Annotated in this window: 23 protein-coding genes; 2 read left to right on the forward strand and 21 right to left on the reverse strand. The window is 68.6% G+C overall.

What is annotated here, in order from left to right; translation table 11 throughout:
• Positions 1–10: 10 nt before the first annotated feature.
• The 9 genes from C1M51_RS08830 to mnmG all read right to left on the reverse strand — a co-directional run bounded on the left by C1M51_RS08830 (position 11) and on the right by mnmG (position 8,630).
• Positions 11–1,933: a PrkA family serine protein kinase gene (locus C1M51_RS08830; protein WP_129449157.1), complete on the reverse strand. Its 1,923-nt coding sequence runs from the start codon at positions 1,931–1,933 to the stop codon at positions 11–13.
• 385 nt (positions 1,934–2,318) lie between these two features.
• Positions 2,319–3,230, reverse strand: a complete 912-nt coding sequence (locus C1M51_RS08835; protein WP_129452136.1) for a ParB/RepB/Spo0J family partition protein — start codon at positions 3,228–3,230, stop codon at positions 2,319–2,321.
• Positions 3,231–3,285: 55 nt separating this feature from the next.
• Positions 3,286–3,831, reverse strand: a complete 546-nt coding sequence (locus C1M51_RS08840; RefSeq protein WP_129449159.1) for an alpha/beta hydrolase — start codon at positions 3,829–3,831, stop codon at positions 3,286–3,288.
• Positions 3,832–3,840: 9 nt separating this feature from the next.
• Complete coding sequence (locus C1M51_RS08845; RefSeq protein WP_129449161.1) at positions 3,841–4,614, reverse strand: ParA family protein; 774 nt, start codon at positions 4,612–4,614, stop codon at positions 3,841–3,843.
• Positions 4,615–4,617: 3 nt separating this feature from the next.
• Entirely contained in the window at positions 4,618–5,037 is a 420-nt protein-coding gene (locus C1M51_RS08850) for a type II toxin-antitoxin system VapC family toxin (RefSeq protein ID WP_129449163.1), read from the reverse strand.
• Positions 5,037–5,276 (reverse strand): type II toxin-antitoxin system Phd/YefM family antitoxin, encoded by a 240-nt coding sequence (locus tag C1M51_RS08855; protein ID WP_129449165.1) that lies wholly within the window; start codon positions 5,274–5,276, stop codon positions 5,037–5,039. The genes C1M51_RS08850 and C1M51_RS08855 overlap by 1 nt, the downstream gene beginning before the upstream one ends.
• Before the next feature lie 93 nt (positions 5,277–5,369).
• Entirely contained in the window at positions 5,370–5,924 is a 555-nt protein-coding gene (locus C1M51_RS08860; protein ID WP_165349663.1) for a lipocalin family protein, read from the reverse strand.
• A 40-nt stretch (positions 5,925–5,964) separates the two neighbouring features.
• A complete protein-coding gene (gene rsmG / locus C1M51_RS08865) occupies positions 5,965–6,630 on the reverse strand; it encodes a 16S rRNA (guanine(527)-N(7))-methyltransferase RsmG (RefSeq protein ID WP_129449169.1) in 666 nt (221 codons plus the stop codon).
• Positions 6,627–8,630 (reverse strand): tRNA uridine-5-carboxymethylaminomethyl(34) synthesis enzyme MnmG, encoded by a 2,004-nt coding sequence (gene mnmG / locus C1M51_RS08870; RefSeq protein WP_129449171.1) that lies wholly within the window; start codon positions 8,628–8,630, stop codon positions 6,627–6,629. The genes rsmG and mnmG overlap by 4 nt, the downstream gene beginning before the upstream one ends.
• Positions 8,631–8,741: 111 nt before the next feature.
• Here mnmG and C1M51_RS08875 point away from each other — a divergent pair, with 111 nt between their 5' ends.
• Complete coding sequence (locus C1M51_RS08875; protein ID WP_129449172.1) at positions 8,742–8,996, forward strand: YkgJ family cysteine cluster protein; 255 nt, start codon at positions 8,742–8,744, stop codon at positions 8,994–8,996.
• 13 nt (positions 8,997–9,009) lie between these two features.
• Here the strand turns inward: C1M51_RS08875 and C1M51_RS08880 are convergent, their stop codons facing one another.
• From C1M51_RS08880 to C1M51_RS08910, 8 genes are all read right to left on the reverse strand, one after another.
• Complete coding sequence (locus C1M51_RS08880) at positions 9,010–9,231, reverse strand: DUF2061 domain-containing protein (RefSeq protein ID WP_129449174.1); 222 nt, start codon at positions 9,229–9,231, stop codon at positions 9,010–9,012.
• A 96-nt stretch (positions 9,232–9,327) separates the two neighbouring features.
• Positions 9,328–10,719, reverse strand: coding sequence for an alpha,alpha-trehalose-phosphate synthase (UDP-forming) (gene otsA / locus C1M51_RS08885; RefSeq protein ID WP_129449175.1), 1,392 nt, complete (start codon positions 10,717–10,719; stop codon positions 9,328–9,330).
• Between the two features lie 22 nt (positions 10,720–10,741).
• Positions 10,742–12,538 carry a glycoside hydrolase family 15 protein gene (locus tag C1M51_RS08890; protein WP_129449177.1) on the reverse strand — a complete coding sequence of 599 codons (1,797 nt, stop codon included), beginning with the start codon at positions 12,536–12,538 and terminating at the stop codon, positions 10,742–10,744.
• Complete coding sequence (otsB, locus tag C1M51_RS08895; RefSeq protein ID WP_129449179.1) at positions 12,535–13,299, reverse strand: trehalose-phosphatase; 765 nt, start codon at positions 13,297–13,299, stop codon at positions 12,535–12,537. Before otsB ends, C1M51_RS08890 begins: the two co-directional genes overlap by 4 nt.
• 81 nt (positions 13,300–13,380) lie before the next feature.
• Positions 13,381–15,519 carry a peptidase domain-containing ABC transporter gene (locus C1M51_RS08900; protein WP_129449181.1) on the reverse strand — a complete coding sequence of 713 codons (2,139 nt, stop codon included), beginning with the start codon at positions 15,517–15,519 and terminating at the stop codon, positions 13,381–13,383.
• A gap of 13 nt (positions 15,520–15,532) precedes the next feature.
• The gene (locus C1M51_RS08905) at positions 15,533–16,696 is read right to left on the reverse strand and encodes an HlyD family secretion protein (RefSeq protein ID WP_129449183.1); all 1,164 of its coding nucleotides are present in this window, start codon (positions 16,694–16,696) and stop codon (positions 15,533–15,535) included.
• A 205-nt stretch (positions 16,697–16,901) separates the two neighbouring features.
• Positions 16,902–17,069 (reverse strand): hypothetical protein, encoded by a 168-nt coding sequence (locus C1M51_RS18990; protein ID WP_155935789.1) that lies wholly within the window; start codon positions 17,067–17,069, stop codon positions 16,902–16,904.
• A 134-nt stretch (positions 17,070–17,203) separates the two neighbouring features.
• Positions 17,204–17,917 carry a LuxR family transcriptional regulator gene (locus C1M51_RS08910; RefSeq protein ID WP_011831369.1) on the reverse strand — a complete coding sequence of 238 codons (714 nt, stop codon included), beginning with the start codon at positions 17,915–17,917 and terminating at the stop codon, positions 17,204–17,206.
• Between the two features lie 288 nt (positions 17,918–18,205).
• Here C1M51_RS08910 and C1M51_RS08915 point away from each other — a divergent pair, with 288 nt between their 5' ends.
• On the forward strand, positions 18,206–18,532 hold the full coding sequence (locus C1M51_RS08915; protein ID WP_129449185.1) for a hypothetical protein: 327 nt from the start codon (positions 18,206–18,208) through the stop codon (positions 18,530–18,532).
• A gap of 34 nt (positions 18,533–18,566) precedes the next feature.
• Here C1M51_RS08915 and C1M51_RS08920 read toward each other — a convergent pair whose 3' ends face one another.
• The 4 genes from C1M51_RS08920 to C1M51_RS08935 are packed head-to-tail and all read right to left on the reverse strand — an operon-like array spanning position 18,567 to position 22,528.
• Positions 18,567–19,034 (reverse strand): GNAT family N-acetyltransferase, encoded by a 468-nt coding sequence (locus C1M51_RS08920; RefSeq protein WP_129449187.1) that lies wholly within the window; start codon positions 19,032–19,034, stop codon positions 18,567–18,569.
• Between the two features lie 46 nt (positions 19,035–19,080).
• Entirely contained in the window at positions 19,081–20,274 is a 1,194-nt protein-coding gene (locus tag C1M51_RS08925) for an ABC transporter permease (RefSeq protein ID WP_129449189.1), read from the reverse strand.
• Complete coding sequence (locus tag C1M51_RS08930) at positions 20,271–21,059, reverse strand: ATP-binding cassette domain-containing protein (protein ID WP_129449191.1); 789 nt, start codon at positions 21,057–21,059, stop codon at positions 20,271–20,273. Before C1M51_RS08930 ends, C1M51_RS08925 begins: the two co-directional genes overlap by 4 nt.
• Positions 21,056–22,528 (reverse strand): alpha/beta hydrolase, encoded by a 1,473-nt coding sequence (locus C1M51_RS08935; protein WP_242500010.1) that lies wholly within the window; start codon positions 22,526–22,528, stop codon positions 21,056–21,058. Before C1M51_RS08935 ends, C1M51_RS08930 begins: the two co-directional genes overlap by 4 nt.
• Positions 22,529–22,558: the final 30 nt, after the last annotated feature.

Below are 22,558 nucleotides of genomic sequence, written 5' to 3' on the forward strand. Positions count from 1 at the left end.
CCAGCCTTCATCATGAACTCTTTCTCACACGCAGGTACCACTCGCACAGCAGGCGCACCTGCTTGGGCGTGTAGCCCTTCTGCACCATGCGGTTCACGAAGTCCTCGTGCTTCTTCGCCTCGTCGGCACTGGCCTTCGCGTTGAAGCTGATCACCGGCAGCAGTTCCTCGGTGTTCGAGAACATCTTCTTCTCGATCACCGTGCGCAGCTTCTCGTAGCTCGTCCACAACGGGTTGTTGCCGGCGTTGTTGGCCCGGGCGCGCAGCACGAAGTTGACGATCTCGTTGCGGAAGTCCTTTGGGTTGGCGATACCCGCCGGCTTCTCGATCTTCTCGAGCTCGGCGTTCAACGAGCCCCGGTCGAACACCTCGCCGGTGTCGGTGTCACGGTACTCCTGGTCCTGGATCCAGTAGTCGGCGTAGGTCACGTAGCGGTCGAAGATGTTCTGGCCGTACTCGGAGTAGCTCTCGAGGTACGCGGTCTGGATCTCCTTGCCAATGAACTCGGCGTAGCGCGCCGCCAGGAACTCCTTGATGAAGCCGAGGTACTTCTGCTCGGTCTCGGTGGGGAACTGCTCGCGCTCGATCTGCTGCTCCAGCACGTACATCAGGTGCACCGGGTTGGCGGCGACCTCGGTGCTGTCGAAGTTGAAGACCTTGGACAGGATCTTGAAGGCAAAGCGCGTCGAGATGCCGCTCATGCCCTCGTCGACCCCGGCGTAGTCCCGGTACTCCTGGTAGCTCTTGGCCTTGGGATCGGTGTCCTTGAGGCTCTCGCCGTCATAGACCAGCGCCTTGCTGAACAGCGAGGAATTCTCCGGCTCCTTCAGGCGCGACAGCACCGCGAACTGCGCCATCATCTTCAACGTGCCGGGCGCGCACTTCGCCTCGCTGAGCGAGGAGCCTCGGATCAGCTTGTCGTAGATCTTGATCTCTTCGGTGATGCGCAGGCAGTACGGCACCTTGACGATGTAGATGCGGTCGAGGAAGGCTTCGTTGTTCTTGTTGTTGCGGAAGGTCTTCCACTCGCTCTCGTTGCTGTGCGCGAGGATGATGCCGTCGAAGGGGATCGCGCCGAAACCCTCGGTACCCTTGTAGTTGCCTTCCTGGGTCGCCGTCAGCAGCGGGTGCAGCACCTTGATCGGCGCCTTGAACATCTCGACGAACTCGAGCAGCCCCTGGTTGGCCAGGCACAGGCCGCCGGAGTAGCTGTAGGCGTCGGGATCATCCTGTGCATAGGTCTCGAGCTTGCGGATGTCGACCTTGCCGACCAGCGAGCTGATGTCCTGGTTGTTTTCGTCGCCCGGCTCGGTCTTGGCCACGCCGACCTGCTTCAGGATCGACGGATAGCGCTTCACGACTCTGAACTGGCGGATGTCGCCGCCGTACTCGTCGAGCCGTTTCACGGCCCAGGGCGACAGGATGCGGTTCAAATAGCGACGCGGGATGCCGTATTCCTTCTCCAGGATGGGGCCGTCCTCGGCCATGTCGAACAGGCCGAGCGGCGACTCGTTCACCGGCGAGCCCTTGATGGCATAGAACGGCACTTCCTGCATCAGGTGCTTCAGCCGTTCGGCGATCGAACTCTTGCCGCCGCCCACCGGTCCCAGCAGGTAGAGGATCTGCTTCTTCTCCTCGAGTCCCTGCGCCGCGTGGCGGAAGTAGGAGACGACCTGTTCGATCGAATCCTCCATGCCGTAGAACTCGGCGAAGGCCGGATAGCGCTTGATCACCTTGTTCGCGAACAGGCGCGACATGCGTGGATCGTTGCGGGTGTCCACGAGTTCGGGTTCGCCGATGGCCTTGAGCATGCGCTCGGCCGCCGTGGCATAGGCCACCGGCTCACGCCGGCAGATGTCGAGGTACTCCTCGAGCGTGAACTCTTCCTCGCGGCTGCGCTCATAGCGCGCTGCAAAGCTGCTGATCACATCCATCACGTCCTCCGTTCCAGATTCGGGAGGCGGCGTCGCCACGTGGTCGGCCTGTCACCGGAGAGATCTCGGCTGGCCACTGTGCAGCGCTGCCTGCGGTTATCGATCAAGCGGTCTCGACGATCATGCATCCTTGTCTGGTGCGACGACAACAATACAAGGCACTTTCCGGGTCAATTGCAGGAATCGAGCCCTGCCACCGACTGTGCAAATAGCATGCCCCTTTCCGCCGCAATCCGCCAGTCATGGCGTGGGAGCCCTGCCGCGGGTGAGTGGTTCCCCCGATGAAGGTGACGGCGCATGCCCGTTCAACGCCCGAGCGCGGGCAACGGTTCACCGTGCGCGGCGCGGGCGCAAAGCGCCTGCGAACACGCGCCAGCGGCCTCCCTCAGCCAGCAGCCGGACCGCGCAGCTTGTCGAGCAGTCCCGACAACTCGTCGAGCGAGCCGAAGGCGATGGCCACCTCGCCCTGCTCGCCACGCTTGCTGCGCTTCTTGACGCGGATCTCGACCGCCGCCGTCAGAAGGTCGGCCAACTCTTCCTCCAGACGCACGATGTCACGCGACTTGGCCTGCTGGCCGCGCAACAGTTGTGTCTGGCGACCACCCGCCGTCGCGCGCGCCACCAGCTTCTCGGCATCGCGCACCGTCAGCTTCTTCGCGGCGATCTCGTGAGCCGCGGTCACCTGCTGGGCCCGCTCGAGCACCAGCAAGGCCCGCGCATGCCCCATGTCGAGGTCGCCGGCCATCAGCATCTGCTGCACCGGCTCGGCCAGGTTGAGCAGCCGCAGCAGGTTGCTCGCGGCGCTGCGTGAACGGCCGACCGCCTGCGCGGCCTGCTCGTGCGTCAGACCGAATTCTTCGGTCAGGCGCCGCAGGCCCTGCGCCTCCTCGAGCGGGTTCAGGTCCTCGCGCTGCATGTTCTCGATCAGCGCCATGACCGCGGCCGACTCGTCGGACACGTCCTTCACGAGCACCGGCACCTCGCTCAGACCGGCCAGCTTGGCAGCCCGGCTGCGGCGTTCGCCGGCGATGATCTCGTAGCGGCCGAGCGCGGCTTCGCCGACCGGACGGACGAGGATCGGCTGCATCACGCCCTGGCTGCGGATGCTTTCGGCCAGCTCGTAGAGCGAGCCCTCGTCCATGCGCGTGCGCGGCTGGTACTTGCCTGCCTGCAGCTGGCTCAGCTTCAGCGTCGTGGGCAGACCGTCGCCGGCCGGCTGCGCCGGTGTGTCCTGCGCCTTGGGCCCGAGCAGGGCTTCGAGGCCGAGGCCGAGGCCTTTGGGTTTCTTGGTGACCATGTCGATCATTCTCACCGAGCCGGCCACCGGCGGTGCATCGCGCACGGCGTGGGACTCAGGCCGTGCGCAGCGCGATCAGCAGTTGATGCCCCGCGTCCCAGTCGCCCAGGCCGGATTCGCTGTTGAGGTGGCCGACCGCCCCGGCCACGACCAAGGCCGCGCCCCAGTCCTGCGCCATCACGCCGGCACGCTGCGGGGCGCAATACGGATCATCGGTGCTGATCACCACCGTGGCTGAAAACGGCAGGCGCCGGCGCGGCACAGGTCGCCAGGAATGGAGCTGCGGCGGCATGTCTTCGCGCTCGGTGTCGGGGGGGCCGACGAGCAGCGCGCCGCGCACGCGGTCGGCCTGCTGCGTGTGTGCAGCCCAGGCGGCCACCAGCTGGCAACCCAGGCTGTGGGCGACGAGCCAGCACGGCTGCGGGGCCTCCAGCAGCACCTCCTCGAGGCGGGCCATCCAATCGCCTCGGCGCGGCCACTGCCAGTCGTCCTGTTCGACGCGGCGGTAGCCGTGGCGCCGCTCCCAGCGCGTCTGCCAGTGGTCGGCATCGGAGTTCTGCCAACCAGGCAGCACCAGTACGGAGGAGGACGTGTCGGGCATGCTCGGCCCTCAGCGCAGGCTGGCGAGGCGCTTCACCATCTCGTTGGCGAACTGCACGAAGGCCTGGGCGCCCTTCGACTGCCCGTCGAACACGACGCCCGGCACGCCGTAGCTCGGCGCTTCGGCGAGGCGCACGTTGCGCGGAATCACGGTGTCGAACACCTTGTCGCCGAAGTGCGCCTTGAGCTGCTCACTCACCTGTTGCTGGAGGGTGATGCGCGGGTCGAACATCACGCGCAGCAGGCCGATGATCTGCAGCTCCGGGTTGAGGTTGGCGTGCACCTGCTTGATGGTGTTCACCAGATCGGACAGGCCTTCGAGCGCAAAGTATTCGCACTGCATCGGCACCACCACGCCGTGCGCCGAGCACAGCCCGTTGAGCGTGAGCAGGCTCAGCGACGGCGGGCAGTCGATCAGCACGAAGTCGTACTCGCCATCGACCGCGGCCAGCGCGGTCTTGAGGCGCTGGTCGCGGCGCTCGAGCGCGACCAGCTCGACCTCGGCGCCCGCCAGCTCGCGGTTGGCACCGAGGATGTCGTAGCCGCCCTTCTCGGAGCGGCGGCGCGCCTCGGCGATCGAGGCGGATTCGAGCAGCACGTCGTAGACCGAGAGTTCCAGCATGCGCTTGTCGATGCCCGAGCCCATGGTGGCATTGCCCTGGGGGTCGAGGTCGACGACCAGCGTGCGCTGGCCGATCAGCGCCAGGCCGGCGGCCAGGTTGACGGTGGTGGTCGTCTTGCCGACGCCGCCCTTTTGGTTCGCGATGCAGAAGATCTTGGCCATGACTCAGTCGCCGAGGGCGACGGGAACGCCCACCGCGCGGGCTGCGCGGCCGAGGGCAGGGTCCAGCGTCGCAAGCGGCAGGCCGCGGCGCTGGGCGAGGTCGAGGTAGAGCGCGTCGCAGGTGCTGAGGCCGCGGTCGCGGGCCAGATCCAGCACTTCGTGCCGCATGCGCTGCGGCACGCCGGCTTCGGTCTCGATCGGCAGCTCGTCGAGCAGCGCCACGATCTCGGCGACACGCCCCTTCGTGGTGCGGCCGCGCCGCTCGGCGAGCAGCAGGATCTGCGTGACCTCGGCGTGCCAGATCTCCGGCACCACGGCGCCGTGGCGGGCCACCTCGAGTGCGAGTTCACGGGACGCCGGCGTCTGCGCATCGGCGGACAACCACGCCAGCGCGGCCGAGGCATCGAGCACGACCGCCGCCATCAATGCGGCTCCTCGCCGTGCAGGGCCCGCCAGTCGCGCCCCAGCGCCAGGTCACCGCCGATCTGGAGCAGACGTTCCGCCGCTGCCTGCGCATCGGCGACCGATCGGGCGATCGGCAGCAGCCGCGCCACCGGCCGACCGTGCCGCGTGATCACGATCTCTTCGCCGCGCTCGACGCGCTCAAGCAAGGCCGATAAGTGAGTCTTCGCCTCGAATGCTCCGACACTGGTGGACCGCATGGTGAAAATTTCAACCAGTTTTTAGACTGGTCGTATTTTCCAGACGCACATCGGAAGCGTCAAGCGCACGCCGACCGTCTGGCCCCTCACGCCTCAAGGCGGCGCGGCCGGAACGGTGTGGATGTGTCGTTCGAGCCGCGTCAGATCGAACCCCTGCTCAGCCAGGCTCGCTCGCACAGCGCGGTCATCGCCGTCGGAGAGATTGGGCGTCCGAGACAGCACCCAGAGGTACTCGCGGGTCGGTTCGCTGACCAGCGCGTACCGACCCTCCGGACCCAGGGCCAGCACCCAGTAGTCGCCCCAACCGACCGGCAGCCACCGGATCAGTGCCGGCAGGAAGCTCACCCGCAGCTGTGCCGGCATCAGCTGCCCCTCGGCGACGCGGCCCACCGGCTGCGCCACCCCGCGGATCGATTCGGTACGCCCCTCGGCATTCCGACACTGATTGATCACCTCAACCTCGCCCTGTTCGAGCAGGCGGTAGGTGGCGCGGGTATCACTGACGCATTGCCGCTGGAAACGATTCGGGTACCAGGCGACCTGGTACCACGTGCCCATGTAGGCAGACACCTCCAGGCTCGGCAGCGCCTGGACGGTCGGGAGCGATGGCAGCGAAACGTCGACCGCATGCGTGCTGCCGAGGGCCAAACCAAGAATCAGAGGAACGAGACGGCGATGAGCTTGCACTTCAGCCCTTTCGGTGCATCCAGACGATGCAGCGCTCCGCATCCAGCCCAGGCACCCGCAAGGGTTCCACGTGAAACACCTCGATCGTCGACGGCAAGGCTGCCATTTCCTCGTGCGGTACCTGACCCTTCATCGCCATCCACACACCGTCGGGCGCGAGCGCCGCCTCGGTGAGCGTGACGAAGTCGGCCAGCGAAGCGAAGGCGCGGGAGGTGATCACATCGAAGTTGCCAGACGCCAAAGATTCCACCCGGGCATGCAGCGCCTGGAAATGCGCCAGCCCGAGCTCCGCCCCCACCTGCCGGATGAAGCTGGCCTTCTTCGAGACAGTGTCTACACAGCTGACATGGACTTCCGGGCAAGCGACCGCTATCGCCACACCGGGCAGTCCTGCCCCGCTACCGACATCGAGCAACGCGATCGCCGCCCCCCGCTTTTGCCGCCGCAGCGGCGCGACGACCGCCAAGCTGTCGAGCAGGTGCTGGGTCAGCATCTGCGCCGGCTCGCGCACCGCGGTGAGGTTGTAGACGCGGTTCCAGCGGTCGATCAGCGCCAAGTGCTGCAGCAACTGCCGTTGCTGCATCGCTGTCAGCTCGAGTCCCAGCGCCTGCGCGCCCTGCTCCAGCCCGTGCGCCAGCGCCTTTGCATCGAAAGACGCTGCCGTCATGCGGCCGCGCTGCCCGGCTCGGCGGCATCGGCGCCGAAGCCGCGATAGCGGCCCTTCTTCAGATGGATCAGCAGCAGGGAGATCGCCGCCGGCGTCACGCCCGAGACGCGTGCGGCCTGTCCCAGCGTTTCAGGACGCAGCGCCTGGAGCTTCTGGCGGACTTCGTGGCTCAGCGCCGCGACCTGCCGGTAATCGAGCGCCTCCGGCAGCTTGAGGTCCTCGTACTGCGCCGCGCGCTCGACCTGTTCGTTCTGCTTGTCGATGTAGCCGGCGTACTTGGTCGCGATCTCCAGCTGCTGGATCACGGCGTCGGCCAGGGCCGGCCCCCACTCGTCACGCAACGCCGCCCGCGACCAGGCCGCGGCGGCCGGATCGCCGGCCTGCCGCCCTTCGCTCCGCCTTGCGTGGGCGATCTGCGCCACCTCGGCCACCGCGTCGAAGTCGACCCCCGGTCGGCGCAGCAGGTCGACCAGTGCGTACTCGTGCTCCAGCGCTTTGCCGACCAGACGCTCGGCGTCGGCCGCCGGCAGCAGCGCGGCATTCACCCAGGTAGACTTCAGGCGCTCGGTTTCACGTGAAACAGCATCGCGCTTGCGGTTGAAAGCTGTCCAGCGTTCGTCGTCGACCAGGCCCATCTCGCGCCCGGCGTCGGTCAGTCGCAGGTCGGCGTTGTCTTCCCGCAGTTGCAAGCGGAACTCCGCGCGGCTGGTGAACATGCGGTAGGGCTCGGTCACGCCTTTCGTGATGAGGTCGTCCACCAGCACGCCCAGATAGGCCTGATCGCGCCGGGGCAGCCAGGCGTCGCGCTCCTGCACCAGCCGCGCCGCGTTGACGCCGGCGAACAGTCCCTGCGCCGCCGCCTCCTCGTAGCCGGTTGTGCCGTTGATCTGGCCGGCGAAGAACAGGCCACCGATCGCCTTGGTCTCGAAGCTCGACTTCAACCCGCGTGGATCGAAGTAGTCGTACTCGATCGCATAGCCGGGCCGCAGGACGTGTGCCTGTTCCAGCCCGGACATCGAGCGCAGCGCGGCGAGCTGGATGTCGAAGGGCAGCGAGGTGGAGATGCCGTTCGGGTAGAACTCGTGCGTGCTCAACCCTTCGGGCTCCAGGAAGATCTGGTGCGAGGTCTTGTCGGCGAAGCGGTTCACCTTGTCCTCGATGCTGGGGCAGTAGCGCGGCCCCACCCCTTCGATCACGCCGGTAAACATCGGGCTGCGGTCGAAGCCGCTGCGGATGATCTCGTGGGTGCGTTCGCTGGTGTGGGTGATCCAGCATGGCAGCTGTCGCGGATGCATCGCCGCATCGCCCATGTAGCTGAACACCGGGACCGGGTCGGCATCGCCCGGCTGTTGCAGCAACCGCTCGAAGTCGATCGTGCGGCCATCGATGCGCGGCGGCGTGCCGGTCTTCAGTCGGCCCTGCGGCAGCTGCAATTCTTTGAGCCGGGCCGACAGGCTCTGCGCCGGCGGATCGCCGGCACGCCCGGCCGCATAGTTCTGCAAACCGACGTGGATGCGACCGTCGAGAAAGGTGCCCGCCGTCAGCACCACAGCCTTGCTACGAAAGCGAACGCCCACTTGCGTCACAGCACCTGTCACGCGGTCGCCCTCGACCATCAGGTCATCGACCGCCTGCTGGAACAGCCACAGCCGCGGCTGGTTCTCGAGCCGGCGGCGGATGGCCGCCTTGTAGAGCACACGGTCCGCCTGCGCCCGCGTGGCTCGCACCGCCGGACCCTTGGAGCCGTTCAGGATGCGGAACTGGATACCGGCCTCGTCGGTCGCCAACGCCATCGCGCCACCGAGTGCGTCGATTTCCTTGACGAGGTGTCCCTTGCCGATACCACCGATCGACGGGTTGCAGCTCATCTGCCCCAAGGTCTCGATGTTGTGCGTGAGCAGCAGCGTTGCACAGCCCATCCGCGCCGCAGCGAGCGCCGCCTCGGTGCCGGCATGACCGCCACCGACGACGATCACGTCGAATTCCTGGGGATAGAGCATCGGGCGCCTTTGGGGCCGGGGCCGGCCGGAAAAGCCTCAATTTTAAGCAGCGCGTCCCCGTCCGTCACCGCGTGGGGACGCCCGGGGCGCCCGGCCGACGACAATCCACCGATGGACTGCCGCCCCGCTTGCGCCGCCTGCTGCATCGCGCCGTCGATCTCGACGCCCCTGCCCGGCCACCCGCAGGGCAAGCCGGCCGGCGTGGCCTGCGCGCAGCTGGATGCCGACCTGCGCTGCCGGCTGTTCGGGCGGCCCGAGCGGCCGGCGGTGTGTGGCTCGCTGCAGCCGTCGGCCGAGATGTGCGGCGCACGCCGCGAGCACGCGCTGCGCTGGCTGGCGTGGCTGGAAACAGCCACCACCGGATGAGGCGGATCGCCGCTCAGGCCGTCGCAGGCGCCACCACGTGCCCGCGAAGCCGAGCGCGCCAGGCTTTCCAGCGCGGCGAATCCCAGGCCTTGTCGAAGAAGTAGTGCGCCACCGTGTTCACCAGCGGTTCGACGAAGGTGATGGCCCCCGCGATGGCCACGTTGCCCGTCAAGGCATAGCTCACGCCAAAGGCGATGCCCAGGTGCATCACGCCGAAGCTTGCAGTCTTGGCCATGGTGTTATCGCTATCGAAAATTGATTCTGATAGCGAACGATACGCCGATACCTGCGACTCACCCATCGCATGGCTCGATCGCCGGGATAGCCGGACTCACCCAGGCGCGCGTTCGGCGGCCTGCAAGGCCTGCAGGAATTCGCGCCGCCAACGGTGCACGTCGTGCTCGCGAACGCCTGTGAGCAAGGCCTGATGCCGCTCCACCCGCTCGGACAGCGGCATCCGCAGCGCGCGCTGCACCGCACCCGCGGTGGCGCCAATGTCGTATGGGTTGACCAGCAGGGCCGCGCGCATCTGCTCGGCCGCACCGGCAAAGCGAGACAGCACCAGCACGCCGGGGTCGGCGGGGTCTTGCGCCGCGACGAACTCCTTGGCCACGAGGTTCATGCCGTCGCGCAGCGGCGTGACCAGGGCCACGCGCCCGGCCCGGTACAACCCCGGCAACCGCCGCCGCGCCAGCGTGCGGTGGATGTAGCGCACCGGCATCCAGTCGAGCTCGCCGTACTCGCCGTTGATCTGTCCCGACAGGCCCTCGAGCTCGCGGCGGATGTCCTCGTAGCTCTCCACGCCCTCGCGCGTCGGTGTGGCCACCTGGATCAGGGTCGCGCTGTTGCGGTTCTCGGGGTAGTCGGCCAGCAGCCGATGGAAGGCGCGCAGGCGCTGCGGCAGGCCCTTGGAGTAATCGAGCCGGTCGACCCCGATCAGCAACTGACGCAGCGGGTACTGGCTGCGCAGCGTCTCGCGCGTCTCGATCGACTCCGGCGTCTGCGCCAGGTCCTGGAACTCGTCGACGTCGATGCCGATCGGGAAGGCCCGCGCGCAAACCTGTTGGCCGAAGGCACGGTACTGGTCACCGCCCACACGCTCGGCCCCGGCCTCCGTCTCGACATAGCGGGCGAAGTGGGCCACGTCGGCCTCGCTCTGCAGGCCGATCAGGTCATAGGCGAACAGCGAGCGCATCAGCATGTCGTGTGCCGGGATTGCCGCCATCACCAGCGGCGGCGGCATCGGGATGTGCAGGAAGAAGCCGATGCGCTGACGGCAGCCGAGCGCGCGCAACTCAGCCGCCAGCGGGATCAGGTGGTAGTCGTGCACCCAGATGACGTCGTCCGGCTTCAGCAGCGTGCTCAGCTTGCGCGCGAACAGCCGGTTGACGCGCTGATAGCCTTCGAAATAGCCGTCGTCGAACTGCGCCAGGTCGAGCCGGTAGTGGAACACCGGCCACAGCACCCGGTTCGAGTAGCCGGCGTAATAGGCCGCGTGGTCGTCGCTGCCGAGGTCGAGCGTCGCGAGCATGACCTTCCCGGACGGCTGCAGGTGCAGATCGCCCTCGCCGCGAGCGCCGCCGGCCACCACCTTGCCGCTCCAGCCGAACCACAGGCCCCCGCTCTCGGAGAGCGCGTCGCCCAATGCGACGGCCAGCCCGCCGGCGGCCACCTTGCGCGGGTCGCCGATCCGGTTGGACACCACCACCAACCGAGATGTCATCGCGTGAACCCGCTTCTTCGCATCAGATCACCGTGTCCCAGGGCGCTGACAGCCGCGTCGCGGCATTGATGATGCCGACCATCGAATAGGTCTGCGGGAAGTTGCCCCACAGCTCGCCGGTGCGCGGATCGGTGTCTTCCGAGAGCAGGCCCAGCGCATTGCGCGACGCGAGCATGGCCTCGAAGATCTGCCGGGCCTGCTCGCGCCGGCCGATGCGCACCAACGCGTCGATGCGCCAGAAGGCGCAGATGTTGAAGGCCGTCTCCGGCTTGCCGAAGTCGTCGGCCGCCTCGTAGCGGCGCATGTAGGGGCCATCGCAAAGGTGCGCCTCCAGCGCGTCGACCGTGGCCACGAAGCGCGGATCCATCGGGTCGATGAAGCCCACCTCGGCCATCAGCAGCACGCTGGCATCGAGATCCTCGCCACCCAGGCTCTCGGCGAAGGCCTGTCGCTTCTCGCTCCAGGCTTCGCGCAGCACGCGCTCACGGATCGCCGCGGCCCGGCCGCACCAGTGGACGTCCCGCTCCGGCAGGCCCAGACGGGCGGCGATCTTCGCCAGCCGATCGCAGGCCGCCCAGCACATCAGCGCCGACGAGGTGTGCACCCGCGCGCGCGTGCGCAACTCCCACATCCCCGCATCGGGCTGGTCGTGCACCAGCCAGGCCTGCTCGCCTACCGCCTCGAGCCGCGCGAAGTCATCGGCGTCAGCGCGGCGGAACAGCCGCAGATCATGGAAGGACTGCGAAGCCCCGAGCAGCACGTTGCCGTACACGTCATGCTGCGCGTGCGTATGCGCCTGGTTGCCGCGCCGCACCGGACCCATGCCGCGATAGCCGCGAAGATGCGGGAGTTCTTCCTCGGGCAGATCCTTCTCGAGGCCCAGGCCGTACAGCGGCTGGATGAAGCCGCCGCGCGCGTCGCGCACCACGTTGTGCAGCCAGCGCAGATAGTCCTCCATCGTCTCCAGCTCGGACAGGCTGTTGAGCGCGCGCACCACGAAGAAGGCGTCGCGCAGCCAGCAGTAGCGATAGTCCCAGTTCCGCCCGCTGCCCGGCGCCTCGGGCAGGCTGGTGGTCATCGCCGCGACGATCGCGCCGGTCTCGTCGAACAGGCACAGCTTGAGCGTGATCGCAGCGCGGATAACCGCGGCCTGCCACTCCAGCGGCAGGGCCAGCCGGCGAGTCCAGGTGCGCCAGTAGAGCGAGGTGAGTTCCTCGAAATCACGCGCCACTTCGGCGGCACCGCGCTCCAGGGTCTCGTCCGGACCGAGCAGCAGGTTCAGCGGCGACGCCAACGAAAACCAGGTCTCGTCCTGCACATAGGTGATGGGCGCATCGGTGGTGAGACGCAGGGTTCCGGTCGGGCCGGCGTACCGCAAGTGATGGCTACCGCGCGCGACCTCCGGCGCGACGCGCCCCCAGTCGGCGCGAGGCCGCAGGCTGACGCGCACGCGCGGATGGCCCTGCAGCGGATGCACCCGCCGCACCAGCATCGCGGGCCGGAAGGTGCGGTCGCGGCTGAGGAAGCGCGGTGCGAAATCGGTGATCTCGATCGCATCACCGTCGGCACTGAACAGCCGCGTGCGCAGGATCGCCGTGCCTTCGTCGTAGGCCTGCTCGCTGCGCACGAAGTTCTCGATCTCGACGCACCAACTGCCGTCGGCCGGCCACGTATTGGGCGTGTCGATCAGCGCATGGAAAGTCGGGTCGCCGTCGAAGCGCGGCAGGCAGCACCAGACGATGCGGGCCTCGCGGTCGATCAGCGCGCTGATCGCGCAGTTGCCGACCAGGCCCAGCTCGAGCGAAGCCGCGGCGCTCACCGGGCGGCCTCCAGCGCGACGGGATGCGCCGGCTGAGGCAGCGCCGCCTGCAGCCACAGCCGCACCGCCTCGGGGCCACCCAGACGGAACTGGGCGCCGCTCGGCCCGTCACCCACCTTGATGCCGATGCCGCCGACCGCCTGCACGGCGGCGAAGCCGTCCTCGTCGGTCGCATCGTCGCCGACGAACACGGGCTGCCGCCCGGCGAACGCCGGACGCGCCAGGAATTCACTCACCGCGTTGGCCTTGGTCGCGCCGCGCGGCTTGACCTCGACCACGCACTTGCCGAGCAGCACGGTCAGCTCGGCGTGCGGGCGTGCGGCGGCCAGCATCATGCGGGCGCACATGTCGCCCAGATGCGGCGCGTCGCGATAGTGCAGGGCCAGCGCGCCCGGCTTGCGCTCGAGCCGCAGGTCAGGCGTGCGCGCCACCAGGCGTTCGACGCGGTGGACCAGGGCGTCCGGCAGGCCGCCGGCGAGCCGGCGCGTCGGCCCGTCGCCGTCGCGACGCTCGAGGCCGTGCACGCCGGCGGCCGGCAGTCGCAACGGCGCAAGCCACGCATCAAGTTCGCTGAGCGGGCGTCCGCTGACGAGGGCCAGAGCCCCGCCGAGCAGTGCGTGCAACTGCTGCAAGGTCGGCACCAGCCAGGCACCGACCTCGATGCCGTCGGGCCGCGGGGCGATCGGTACCAGGGTTCCGTCGAAGTCGAGGAACAGGGCGGCGCGCGGATCGAGCGCCGGAGGGCGCAGGGCATCTTCCATGGCAAAGCGTACCCTAGCAAAGTCGCGGCCCGGCACGACCGCATCGGCGGCAGAGCCGCAGCGGCCTGCTGCGGCTTTCGGTCAGTTGCCCGGCTCGGACTGCTGCGTGTTCGACACGCTGCGCAGGTCCTGCGCGACGCGCCCTTGCTGGAGCACGATCACGCGGGCCGCCGCCGCGATGGTCTCGGGCCGGTGGGCGACGATCACGCGCGTGATGTCGAGCCCGCGGATGGCCTGGTTGACCTGCCGCTCCCGCTCGACATCGAGCGCGCTCGTTGCCTCGTCGAGGAACAGGATGCGAGGTCGCTTGTAGAGCGCACGGGCCAGCAGGATGCGCTGGCGCTGCCCACCGGACAGGCTGGCACCCATGTCGCCGATCAGCGTGTGATAACCCATCGGCAGCGCGTCGATCTCGTCGTTCACGCAGGCCAGCCGCGCGCACTGCTCGATCCAGGCTGCATCGGCATCCACGTCGAAGAACGAGATGTTGTCGGCAATCGACCCGGCGAACAGCTGGTCGTCCTGCATCACGGTGCCGATCATGGCGCGCCAGCGGCCGAGCCCCAGCTGCGACAGCGGCAGGCCCCCGATGCGGATCTCACCGGCGGCAGGCGCGTGGATGCCGAGCATCAGCTTGAGCAACGTGGTCTTGCCGCAACCCGACGGCCCGACGATCGCGACCGCCTCGCCGGGTTCGATGTGCAGGCTGCAGCCCTTCAGCACGTCGGGCTCCGTGTCGGCGTAGCGGAAGCTCACGTCGCGCAGCTCGATGCGCGGCGCCACATCGCGCGCCGCGTGCAGGCCCTCGCCCTGCGCCTCCGGCGCCGCCAGCACGATGTCGGCCAGACGCTCTCCCTGCAGGCGCAGCATCTTCAGCTCGATCGCCTTGTCGATCAGCCCGCTGACACGCTGCGCGAACTGCTCCTTGAAGGCCAGGAACGCGAACAGCATGCCCACTGTGAACTGCTGGTCCATCACCAGCAGCGCACCGACGCCGATGACGGCGATGCGCTCGACGCCGAACACCAGCTTGTTGAGCACGGCGAATGCGAGCTCGAGCTTCTTGATCGCGATGTCGGCGTTCATCGCGTCGACCACCAGATTCATGAAGCGGGCACGGCGCTCGTCCTGGCGATTGAACAGCTTGATCGCCTGCACGCCGCGCAGCGATTCGAGGAAATGCGTCGAGCGCTTCGCGTCGTGCACGATCGCCTCTTCGGTCGCATCGCGCAGCGGCGTGAAGAAGGCCCAGCGCAGCAGCGCGTAGAGCGCCACCGCGCCGATCGCGATGGCCGTCAATGTGGCGCTGTAGACCCACATCATCACCAGCGTGGCCACCACCAGCAGCCCGTCGAGCATGGCCTCGATGAAGCTGGTCGTCAGCGTCTGCTGGATCTTCTGCACGGCGCCGAAACGCGACATCACGTCGCCAGCGTGGCGCTTCTCGAACCACTCGACCGGCAGGCGCATGAGGTGTGCGAACACATTGCCCAGCCATTGCAGATTGAGCGTGCTCGACAGGTAGAGCACCGCCCAGGACCGCAGGGCGCCGGTGGCCACCTGGATCACCACCAGCAGGCCGAAGCCGATCACCAGCGTGAGCAGCAGGTCGCGGTCGGCGCTGAGCAGCGCGCCGTCGACCACCCACTGCAGGAAGAACGGCGCCAGCAGCATGAAGACCTCAAGCGCCAGCGCGAGCGCGAACACCTGGGCCAGCGAGCGCTTCAGGCCCCGCACCGGGCCGAGCAGCTGCCGCAGGCTGACATGCTGGCGTTCGGTGCGTGGCTCGAAGCCGGTGCCGGGCATCAGCTCCAGCACCACGCCGGTGAAGTGGCGCGAGACCTCGGCCAGCGGCAACCGCCGCACTCCGTGCGCCGGGTCGTGGATGATGGCGACACCCCGCTGCACCTTTGCCAGCACCACGAAGTGGTTCAGGTCCCAGTGCAGGATGCAGGGCAACTGCAACTGGGAGAGATGCTCGAGCTCGGCACGCAGGGGTCGCGCATTGAGCTGCAACTGCCCTGCCATCGCCACCAGATCGGCCAGCGTCACGCCCTTCAAGGACAGCGAGAAGCGCTGCCGCAAGCTCGGGAGGTCGCTGCGATGGCCGTGGTGCGAAGCCACCATGGCGAGGCAGGCCAGGCCGCACTCCGCTGCCTCGGTCTGCAGGATCATCGGCAGGCGCGGCGCGCCGAAGCCCATGCGCAAGGCGTTCGCCATTCTTGCCGAGCGATCAGGTACGGCCCGCCGCCACACGGCCGGTCAGACCGAGCAGTGGTTCGAACAGCCATTCGATCAGGCGGCGCCGGTCTAGCTCGACGTCCGCTTCCAGCTGCATGCCCGCCGACAGGGCCTGCTGCTGCCCGTAGGCCGGCACGCTCTGCCGGTCGAGCGCCACCGTGATGCGGTACAGCGGCTCGCCGCTGACAGTGGAGTAGTTGGCCACGCCGGCCAACGGCACGCCGGCGAGTTCGGCCGACTGCAGCGGCGTGCGCGACACCTGCAACACGTGGCCCGTCTGGTGACCGAACTTCTGGTACGGGTAGGCCTGGTAGCGCAGCAGCACTGTCTGTTCCGGCCGGACGAAGCCGAGCGCGCTGGACGGCGCATACAGGTGGGCCTGCAGTCGCGCTTCCGACGGCACCAGGCTGGCCAGCGCCGCGGCGGGCGACACGGACTGCCCCGGATCGGCCAGCACCGCGCCCAGAACGCCGTCCGAAGGCGCTCGCACGACGATACGCTGCCGCGCCTCGGTCTCCGCGGCCTCCTGGGCCACGGTGGCGAGGTCACGTTCCAGTTCGCCGGTCGCCACCTGGGCACGCAATGGCAGCTCACGCCGCTGCACTTCCAGCGCCCCGATCTCCCGCAACTGGGTCGCGCGCTGCCGCTCCAGACCCTGCAGTTGCGCCTGCACCGCCAGCACCTCCTCCGACTTGGCCTGCACCTGGGCCGAGGAAATGAAGTTGTCGGCCCGCAGCGACTCGAGCCGGGCCATCGCCTGCTCGGCCAGCACCAGGCGCTGGCGGTGCAATTGCGTCTCGACCTGGAGTTGGGCGAGCTCGCCACGCCGGTCGGCGATCTGGCGCTCCAGCGCGATCCGCTGCGCCTCGAGCAGGGCCGCGTGCTGCTGCACGGCGCTCTGCAGGCTGCGCTCCTTGACCGCCAGGCTGCGCTGCACCGAGGCCTGGGCATCGCCGCTAACGGTCGAACGATCGACCGACAAAACAAACAGCGCGTCGCCGCGCCGCACCGTCTGCCCCTCCTGGGCGTGGCGCTCCAGCACCGTCGCCGACTCTGGCGGCAGCAGGCGGATCACGCCCTGGTCGGGCACCAGCACGCCCGCGACGCGGGCCTTGCGGGTGTACTCACCAACGCAGAGGTAAGTGACCACTGCCACGGCAACGCCCACCGCACAGGTCGTCAGCAGGGAAAGCGAAAGAGGCCGTATGAGCTGGATGCCCCCCAGCCAAGCATGCTGGCGGGCATCGACCGCTTCGGACCTGAAAAGGGGTGACACCACGATCTAGCCCGCCGTCACAACGGGCATATGTTGACAACCCCTCAAGCTTGCGACAGCCGCTGGGCGTCGCAAGCCACCGTCATCACCAGGTGTTTTTCGGCGCCGGCACGCGCGCACCCCCGCTGATTTGGCGCAGCTGGCCGGCATCGAGCGGCTGCGGCGCAGTCTGCGGTTCTGCCGACTTCTGCTGGACACGCTTGGTGGCCTTGACACGGGAAAAGCGCTCGGTGAACTGGCGGACGATCTGCATGGCTGCTCCTGACTGGACCGGTAGGCACCGCCGCGGCGGTGAATTGGTCAGATTGAAGCAGCCCCCACGAACAAGGGATACTGAAAACTCTTACAGGGTCAAGGGCAAACCCTAGCGGCAGAACGCAGCAGCGCCTAGCGGAGCAATCCCAGCCGCAAGGCCTTGAGCACGGCCTGGTGCTTGTTCGTGCAGGCCAGCTTGTGCATCGCATTGTTGATGTGCAACACCGCCGTCCGCTCCGAGATGCCCATGATGGAGCCGACCTCCCAGGCGGTCTTGCCGTCCATCGTCCAGCGCAGGCTGTCCAGTTCGCGGGGCGTGAGTTTCGGCCGCTCGAGCTGCAGGCGCTCCGGCACGAGCACCCGCATCGCCGTGTCCTGGGCATGCACCGCGAACAGCTGCAGGTCAGCGACGAGGCGCGTCACCTCGCCGCGGTCCTTCGGCAAGGCCTGATCTCGGTCCACCCCGATCACGAAATGCCGGCCTTCGGGCATGTGCAACGCGAGGCAGATCCCGGTGCGGAAGCCGAATCGGGCCTGCGCCTCCCACATGCTGCCTTGACCAGCAGACACATAGGTGCTCTGGTCCCAGATGATCGGCACGCTCTGCCGCTTGCAGTGCTGCATCACCGGGTCGAGCTGACCGGCCTTGGGATCCTCGATGGCGTCCTTGTAGGCGTCCGGCGCGTTGTCGATGGCGACGAACTCGGTATCGCCCACCGGGTGATCGACCACCGTGATGGCCGACACCGTCTCGAAGCCGAGCCGCTTCGCGAAGCGCACGACCTCCCCGCGAAACTCATCGCGGTTGCGCGCCTCGAGCACCGACTGAAAGCTGCCCAGCAGCATCCTGTTGTCTATCCCGGTTCTGTCATGAACGGCCCGTGATGGAATCGATGTTCTTTCGCTTCCAGCGAGCGTCCCTGAAAAGGTTTACAGCTGCCAACGACGGCCCTGGTCCCCACACTTCCGACCTCTGTAGCAGCTGCCGGGTGCAAGCCCGTTCATATCATGATTCCTGCATGGACCGTCAACGCGTGGCCCTCTGCATTGTGGCAGCCCGGCCGCGATGCGCCGCTGCACTTTGTGCACCTTGGCACGCATGTGTCGACTCGACTGAACAAGGATTGGCCCAGCATGGGCCAGACCGTCTGGGGAGGTCGCGCGGGCGACAGTGCCGCCGGCATTTCCTGGGACTGGATCGAGGTGTCCGAAGGCATCATCGCGATCGCCGACCCGATGATGATGATCACCAACCTGCGGCTGCTCGGCAGCGAGGGCGAGGTGCTCACCGCACACGAGGTGGCGCCGCATCTCAACGGCCTGGTGCACCGCCTGCCCTGGCAGGCCGAGGTGAGCCGGGCCCTCGAGCAGACGCAGCACGCGCTGCCGCGGCCCGCCGTGCCGTTCGCCGGCATCACCTCGAAATCGCTGTCGGCCGGCGCAGGCGGCTGGCTGACCTGAGGCCCGCGGGCCCAGGGCGTGCCGTCGCGGCGCTTCAGCCGCGGCGCAGCATCTCGATGTGCGGCATGTCGTCCTCGAGGTAGGGCTCGCCGATGCTGACGAAGCCCGCTTCGGCATAGAAGCGCTCGAGCCGCAGCTGCGCCGAGATGCGCAGACCCTGCTCCGGGAATGCCGCGGTCAGGTGGTCGACCGCACGCCGTACCAGCGCGCGGCCCACGCCGGTGCCGCGCGCGGCCGCCGTGGTCAGCACCCGGCCGAGCGACGGCTCGGCGTACTTCACGCCGGGGTCGACGAGGCGCGCATAGGCAAGCAGCACGCCGTCCGCGCGCCAGGCCGCAAGGTGGGCCGAGTGCTCGTCGACTTCGTCGGCATCCTGGAACACGCAGTTCTGTTCGACGGCGAATACCTGCTGGCGAGCGATGTGGATGCGCTGCAATTCGAGCGGCGACAGTTCATGCAGGCGCGCACAGTGCCAGGAGATTTCGGGAAGCGGATGGTCCATCGTCTCCGATGATGCCGCAGGCGCGCTGGCGCGTCGTCGGGCCGGCTCAGCGTACTGCCGCCGCGCGCAGCCGCCGCGCGATGTAGCCCAGGCACAAGGCCGTCAGCAGCAGGGCCACGGCCAGCGGCGCCAGCAGGTCCGTCGCCGACAGGCTGTCACCGCGCAGCACGCGGTTCATCAGCGTGTGCTGTGCCAGGGCCGGCAGCCACACGAACCAGGGCTTCTCGCCGCCCTGGTTGAACAGGGTCAGCAGCGGCAGCAGCGACACCGCGAGGATGACCACCGTGCTGTTGGCCTGCGCTTCCTTGAAGCTTCTGCAGCGGATTGCCACGGCCATCATCACGGCCGACAGCGACGCCGCCAGCGGCAGCAGCACGAGCAGAAAGCCGAGCGCCTCGCGCGGGCCGAACAGGAACAATGAACGCAGCGTCTCGCTGCGGATCAGCCACTGGGCGGGCAGGAAGCTCAATACGCTGAGCAGCGCGATCAGCATGCTCACGGCGGCCACGGCACCCCACTTCCCGATCACCAGCACCAGCGGCGCGGCCGGGTTCGTCAACAGCGGCTCGAGCGAGCCGCGCTCGCGTTCGCCCGCGGTGGTGTCGAGCGCCGCATTCAAGGCACCGTACAGCACGGCCATGATCACGAAGAACGGCAGCAGGCCGGTGAACTGGGCGGCGCGACTGCGCGTGCTGGCCAAGTCGCGCTCTTCCACATCGATGGCCTGCAGCAGGGACCCCGGCACCCCGCGCAGGGCCAGCAACAGCGCGCCGCGCTCGCGGCTGAAGGCATCGAGAAGGCGGGCCAGCCGTCCCACGCCGGCTGCGGCCTGGCGGTTGCTGCTGTCGCTGACCAACAGCACCTCGGGGGCCTCGCCGGCGGCCAGGCGGCGCTCGAAATCCTCGCCGACCACCAGCACCGGATCGCCGAGCCGTGCGTCGCGCAGGTGCCCCTCGTAATCGGCTGGCGCCGTCTCGATGCGGAAGGTCTGGCGTTCGATGAAGTTGCGCAGCGTCGGTGCGTGCTCGATGCCCTGCACCACCACCACGCGCCGCTCGGCCTGCGACTCCAGCGTGGCGACCAGGCTCGACAGCAGCAGCAGCACCAGCGGGCCCATCAGCACGGCACTGAGGAGCACGGTCGCCAGCGTGCGCCGGTCTCGCAGGGCATCGACCAGCTCCTTGCGAAACACCGCTGCGGCACCGGACGGGCCCGCGGGCCCGAGATGACGACGCGTCATGCGCGGACCTCCTGCAGCTCCCGCGCAAAGGCCAGCTTCACGAAGGCCTCCTCGAAGTCGCGCTCGCCGGCGCGCTCGCAGAGTTGCGCCACCGTGCCCACCGCCACGGTGCGGCCGTGCGCGACGACCACCACCTCGTCGCACAGCCGCTCCACCTCCTGCATGATGTGGCTCGACAGCACGATGCACTTGCCGCCGCCGGCGGGGCTGCACAGGTGCGTGAGCGCCTCGCGCAGCGCGCGGGTGGCCAGCACGTCGAGGCCGTTGGTCGGCTCGTCGAGGATGATGTTGGCCGGGTCGTGCACCAGCGCGCGCGCCAGCGCCGTCTTCATGCGCTCGCCCTGGCTGAAGCCTTCGGTGCGCCGCTCGAGCAGCGGCTTCATGTCGAGCGTGTGCGCCAGCGCGTCGACGCGCGCGTGCGCGGCATCACGCTCCAGCCCGTGCAATGCCGCGTAGTAGACGATGTTCTCGCGCGCGCTCAGGCGGGGGTACAGGCCACGCGCGTCGCTCAGCACCCCCATGCGGCGCAAGGCCTGCCGCGGCGCCTGCAGCACGTCGATGCCGTCGACCTCGATCGCACCCGCGTCGGGCACGACCAAGCCGGCCACCATCCGCAGCGTCGTCGTCTTGCCGGCCCCATTGGGACCCAGCAGCCCGGTGATGCGGCCATCGACCGCGGTGAAGTCCACCCGATCCACCGCCACCACCGGCACTGGCTGCTTGCGCGCGCGCCAACGGCTTGCCGGCGGGTCAAAGCGCTTGTGCAGGGCTTCGACGCGGATCATCGCGCCGCTCCCGTCGCCGACGGTCCGGGCCGCGGCGGCTCGAAGGCCGGCGGACGTGGCAGGTGTGCCAGGCACCCGGCGTCGACCGCCAGGGCCTGGGCCTCGTCGTCCGCGTCGATGAAGCGGTACAGCAACTCGCGCGTGCAGCCGATCGCCATCACGCCGTGACCGGCATTCGGTACCACCACATGGCGTGCTCGCGGCCCGAGCGCCTTCACCACCCGCTCGCCATGGCGCGGCGGTGTCACCGGGTCGAGCGTGCCGCTGAAGACCAGTACCGGAACCTGGCTGGTCGGCAGGTCGCGGAAGGCCGGCGGCACGCTCCCGCGCGGCCAGTCGCGGCACAGCGCCGCATAGGGCCGCAGGTAGACGGCACCCAGGCCGGTCGGCGGCGAGGCCGACGGATCCGGCGCATCTTCCGCGCACACCACCGAGAAGTGCATGCCCTCGAACAGCCGCATTGCCCGCGCACCGCCGCCCAGCGCCCCGGCCAGACCGACCAGGGCCGAATAGCGCCCCGCCGCTGCCTCGTCGATCGCAAACGGCAACGCCGCCGCCAGGCCCGGCGCATACAGCGGACCGCGGACCGCGGTGGCCAGCAGGTCGGCGTCGATGTTCATCTCGGTGGGCTGACCATCCAGCGGATCGACCACGCTCGCACGCCGAGGCGCCGCGCCCAGCAAGGCCTGCCAGTGCGCCTGCAGCCTTGGATGGCTCGCGCGGCAGCCGGGCTCCTGCTCGCAGTCGGTAAAGAGCCGCGCCAGCGCGGCCTCCACATCCTGGCCCATGCTGGAGGGCAGCACCATGTCGGGCGGCGCCACGCCGTCGAGCACGACACGGCGCACATGCGACGGGAACTGCCGCAGATAGTCCAGCGCCGCCCGCGTGCCGTAGGAGCCGCCCACCAGGTTGATCTGCGACGCACCCAGCGCGGCCCGCACCGCATCGGCATCGGCCATCGCGATGCTCGTCGTGTACTGGCGCAGGTCGCCGTGCGGCAGCTTGCGCAGCGAAGCCAGGCAGGCGGTGAGACGCTGGCGACCCCGCTCGGCATCGAGGCGCTGCGCCAGCGGCAGCTCGGCCTCGGCATCGCAGGCCAGTGGCGCCGAGCGTCCGGTGCCGCGCTGATCGATGAAGACCAGGTCACGCCGGTTGTTCAGGCGCTGGAACAGCGGCAGCACCGAACCGGCCAGCGCGATGGCGCTCTGTCCAGGGCCGCCGGCAAAGAAGAAGATCGGATCGGATCGCTTGTGACGCGCCGCAGCCGGCACGACCACGTAGTGCACCGAGATCGTCGTGCCCCCCGGCTGCACCGGATCCAGGGCCCGCGTCACATGGCCGCACAGCACCTCGTGCTTCAGCCCTTTGACGCGACAGGCCGTCGGCGCCGCGTCCTGCGCAGCGGCCGCGCCGACCAGCCACAGCGCCGACAGCGTGGCCACACGACGGAGGAAACGGCTTGCTCTCATGCGCCGCGATTCTGCGCGAGGCCGGTGGCG

The sequence above is a fragment of the Methylibium sp. Pch-M genome (genome assembly GCF_004136295.1).
GTDB lineage: Bacteria > Pseudomonadota > Gammaproteobacteria > Burkholderiales > Burkholderiaceae_C > Methylibium > Methylibium petroleiphilum.

Bases quoted from the DNA above. Each gene is read 5' to 3' on its own strand.
- C1M51_RS08830 (WP_129449157.1), bottom strand. From the start codon at position 1,933: ATGGATGTGATCAGCAGCTTTGCAGCGCGCTATGAGCGCAGCCGCGAG.
- C1M51_RS08835 (WP_129452136.1), bottom strand. From the start codon at position 3,230: ATGGTCACCAAGAAACCCAAAGGCCTCGGCCTCGGCCTCGAAGCCCTG.
- C1M51_RS08840 (WP_129449159.1), bottom strand. From the start codon at position 3,831: ATGCCCGACACGTCCTCCTCCGTACTGGTGCTGCCTGGTTGGCAGAAC.
- C1M51_RS08845 (WP_129449161.1), bottom strand. From the start codon at position 4,614: ATGGCCAAGATCTTCTGCATCGCGAACCAAAAGGGCGGCGTCGGCAAG.
- C1M51_RS08850 (WP_129449163.1), bottom strand. From the start codon at position 5,037: ATGGCGGCGGTCGTGCTCGATGCCTCGGCCGCGCTGGCGTGGTTGTCC.
- C1M51_RS08855 (WP_129449165.1), bottom strand. From the start codon at position 5,276: ATGCGGTCCACCAGTGTCGGAGCATTCGAGGCGAAGACTCACTTATCG.
- rsmG (WP_129449169.1), bottom strand. From the start codon at position 6,630: ATGACGGCAGCGTCTTTCGATGCAAAGGCGCTGGCGCACGGGCTGGAG.
- mnmG (WP_129449171.1), bottom strand. From the start codon at position 8,630: ATGCTCTATCCCCAGGAATTCGACGTGATCGTCGTCGGTGGCGGTCAT.
- C1M51_RS08875 (WP_129449172.1), top strand. From the start codon at position 8,742: ATGGACTGCCGCCCCGCTTGCGCCGCCTGCTGCATCGCGCCGTCGATC.
- C1M51_RS08880 (WP_129449174.1), bottom strand. From the start codon at position 9,231: ATGGCCAAGACTGCAAGCTTCGGCGTGATGCACCTGGGCATCGCCTTT.
- otsA (WP_129449175.1), bottom strand. From the start codon at position 10,719: ATGACATCTCGGTTGGTGGTGGTGTCCAACCGGATCGGCGACCCGCGC.
- otsB (WP_129449179.1), bottom strand. From the start codon at position 13,299: ATGGAAGATGCCCTGCGCCCTCCGGCGCTCGATCCGCGCGCCGCCCTG.
- C1M51_RS08900 (WP_129449181.1), bottom strand. From the start codon at position 15,519: ATGGCGAACGCCTTGCGCATGGGCTTCGGCGCGCCGCGCCTGCCGATG.
- C1M51_RS18990 (WP_155935789.1), bottom strand. From the start codon at position 17,069: ATGCAGATCGTCCGCCAGTTCACCGAGCGCTTTTCCCGTGTCAAGGCC.
- C1M51_RS08910 (WP_011831369.1), bottom strand. From the start codon at position 17,917: ATGCTGCTGGGCAGCTTTCAGTCGGTGCTCGAGGCGCGCAACCGCGAT.
- C1M51_RS08915 (WP_129449185.1), top strand. From the start codon at position 18,206: ATGGGCCAGACCGTCTGGGGAGGTCGCGCGGGCGACAGTGCCGCCGGC.
- C1M51_RS08920 (WP_129449187.1), bottom strand. From the start codon at position 19,034: ATGGACCATCCGCTTCCCGAAATCTCCTGGCACTGTGCGCGCCTGCAT.
- C1M51_RS08925 (WP_129449189.1), bottom strand. From the start codon at position 20,274: ATGACGCGTCGTCATCTCGGGCCCGCGGGCCCGTCCGGTGCCGCAGCG.
- C1M51_RS08930 (WP_129449191.1), bottom strand. From the start codon at position 21,059: ATGATCCGCGTCGAAGCCCTGCACAAGCGCTTTGACCCGCCGGCAAGC.
- C1M51_RS08935 (WP_242500010.1), bottom strand. From the start codon at position 22,528: ATGAGAGCAAGCCGTTTCCTCCGTCGTGTGGCCACGCTGTCGGCGCTG.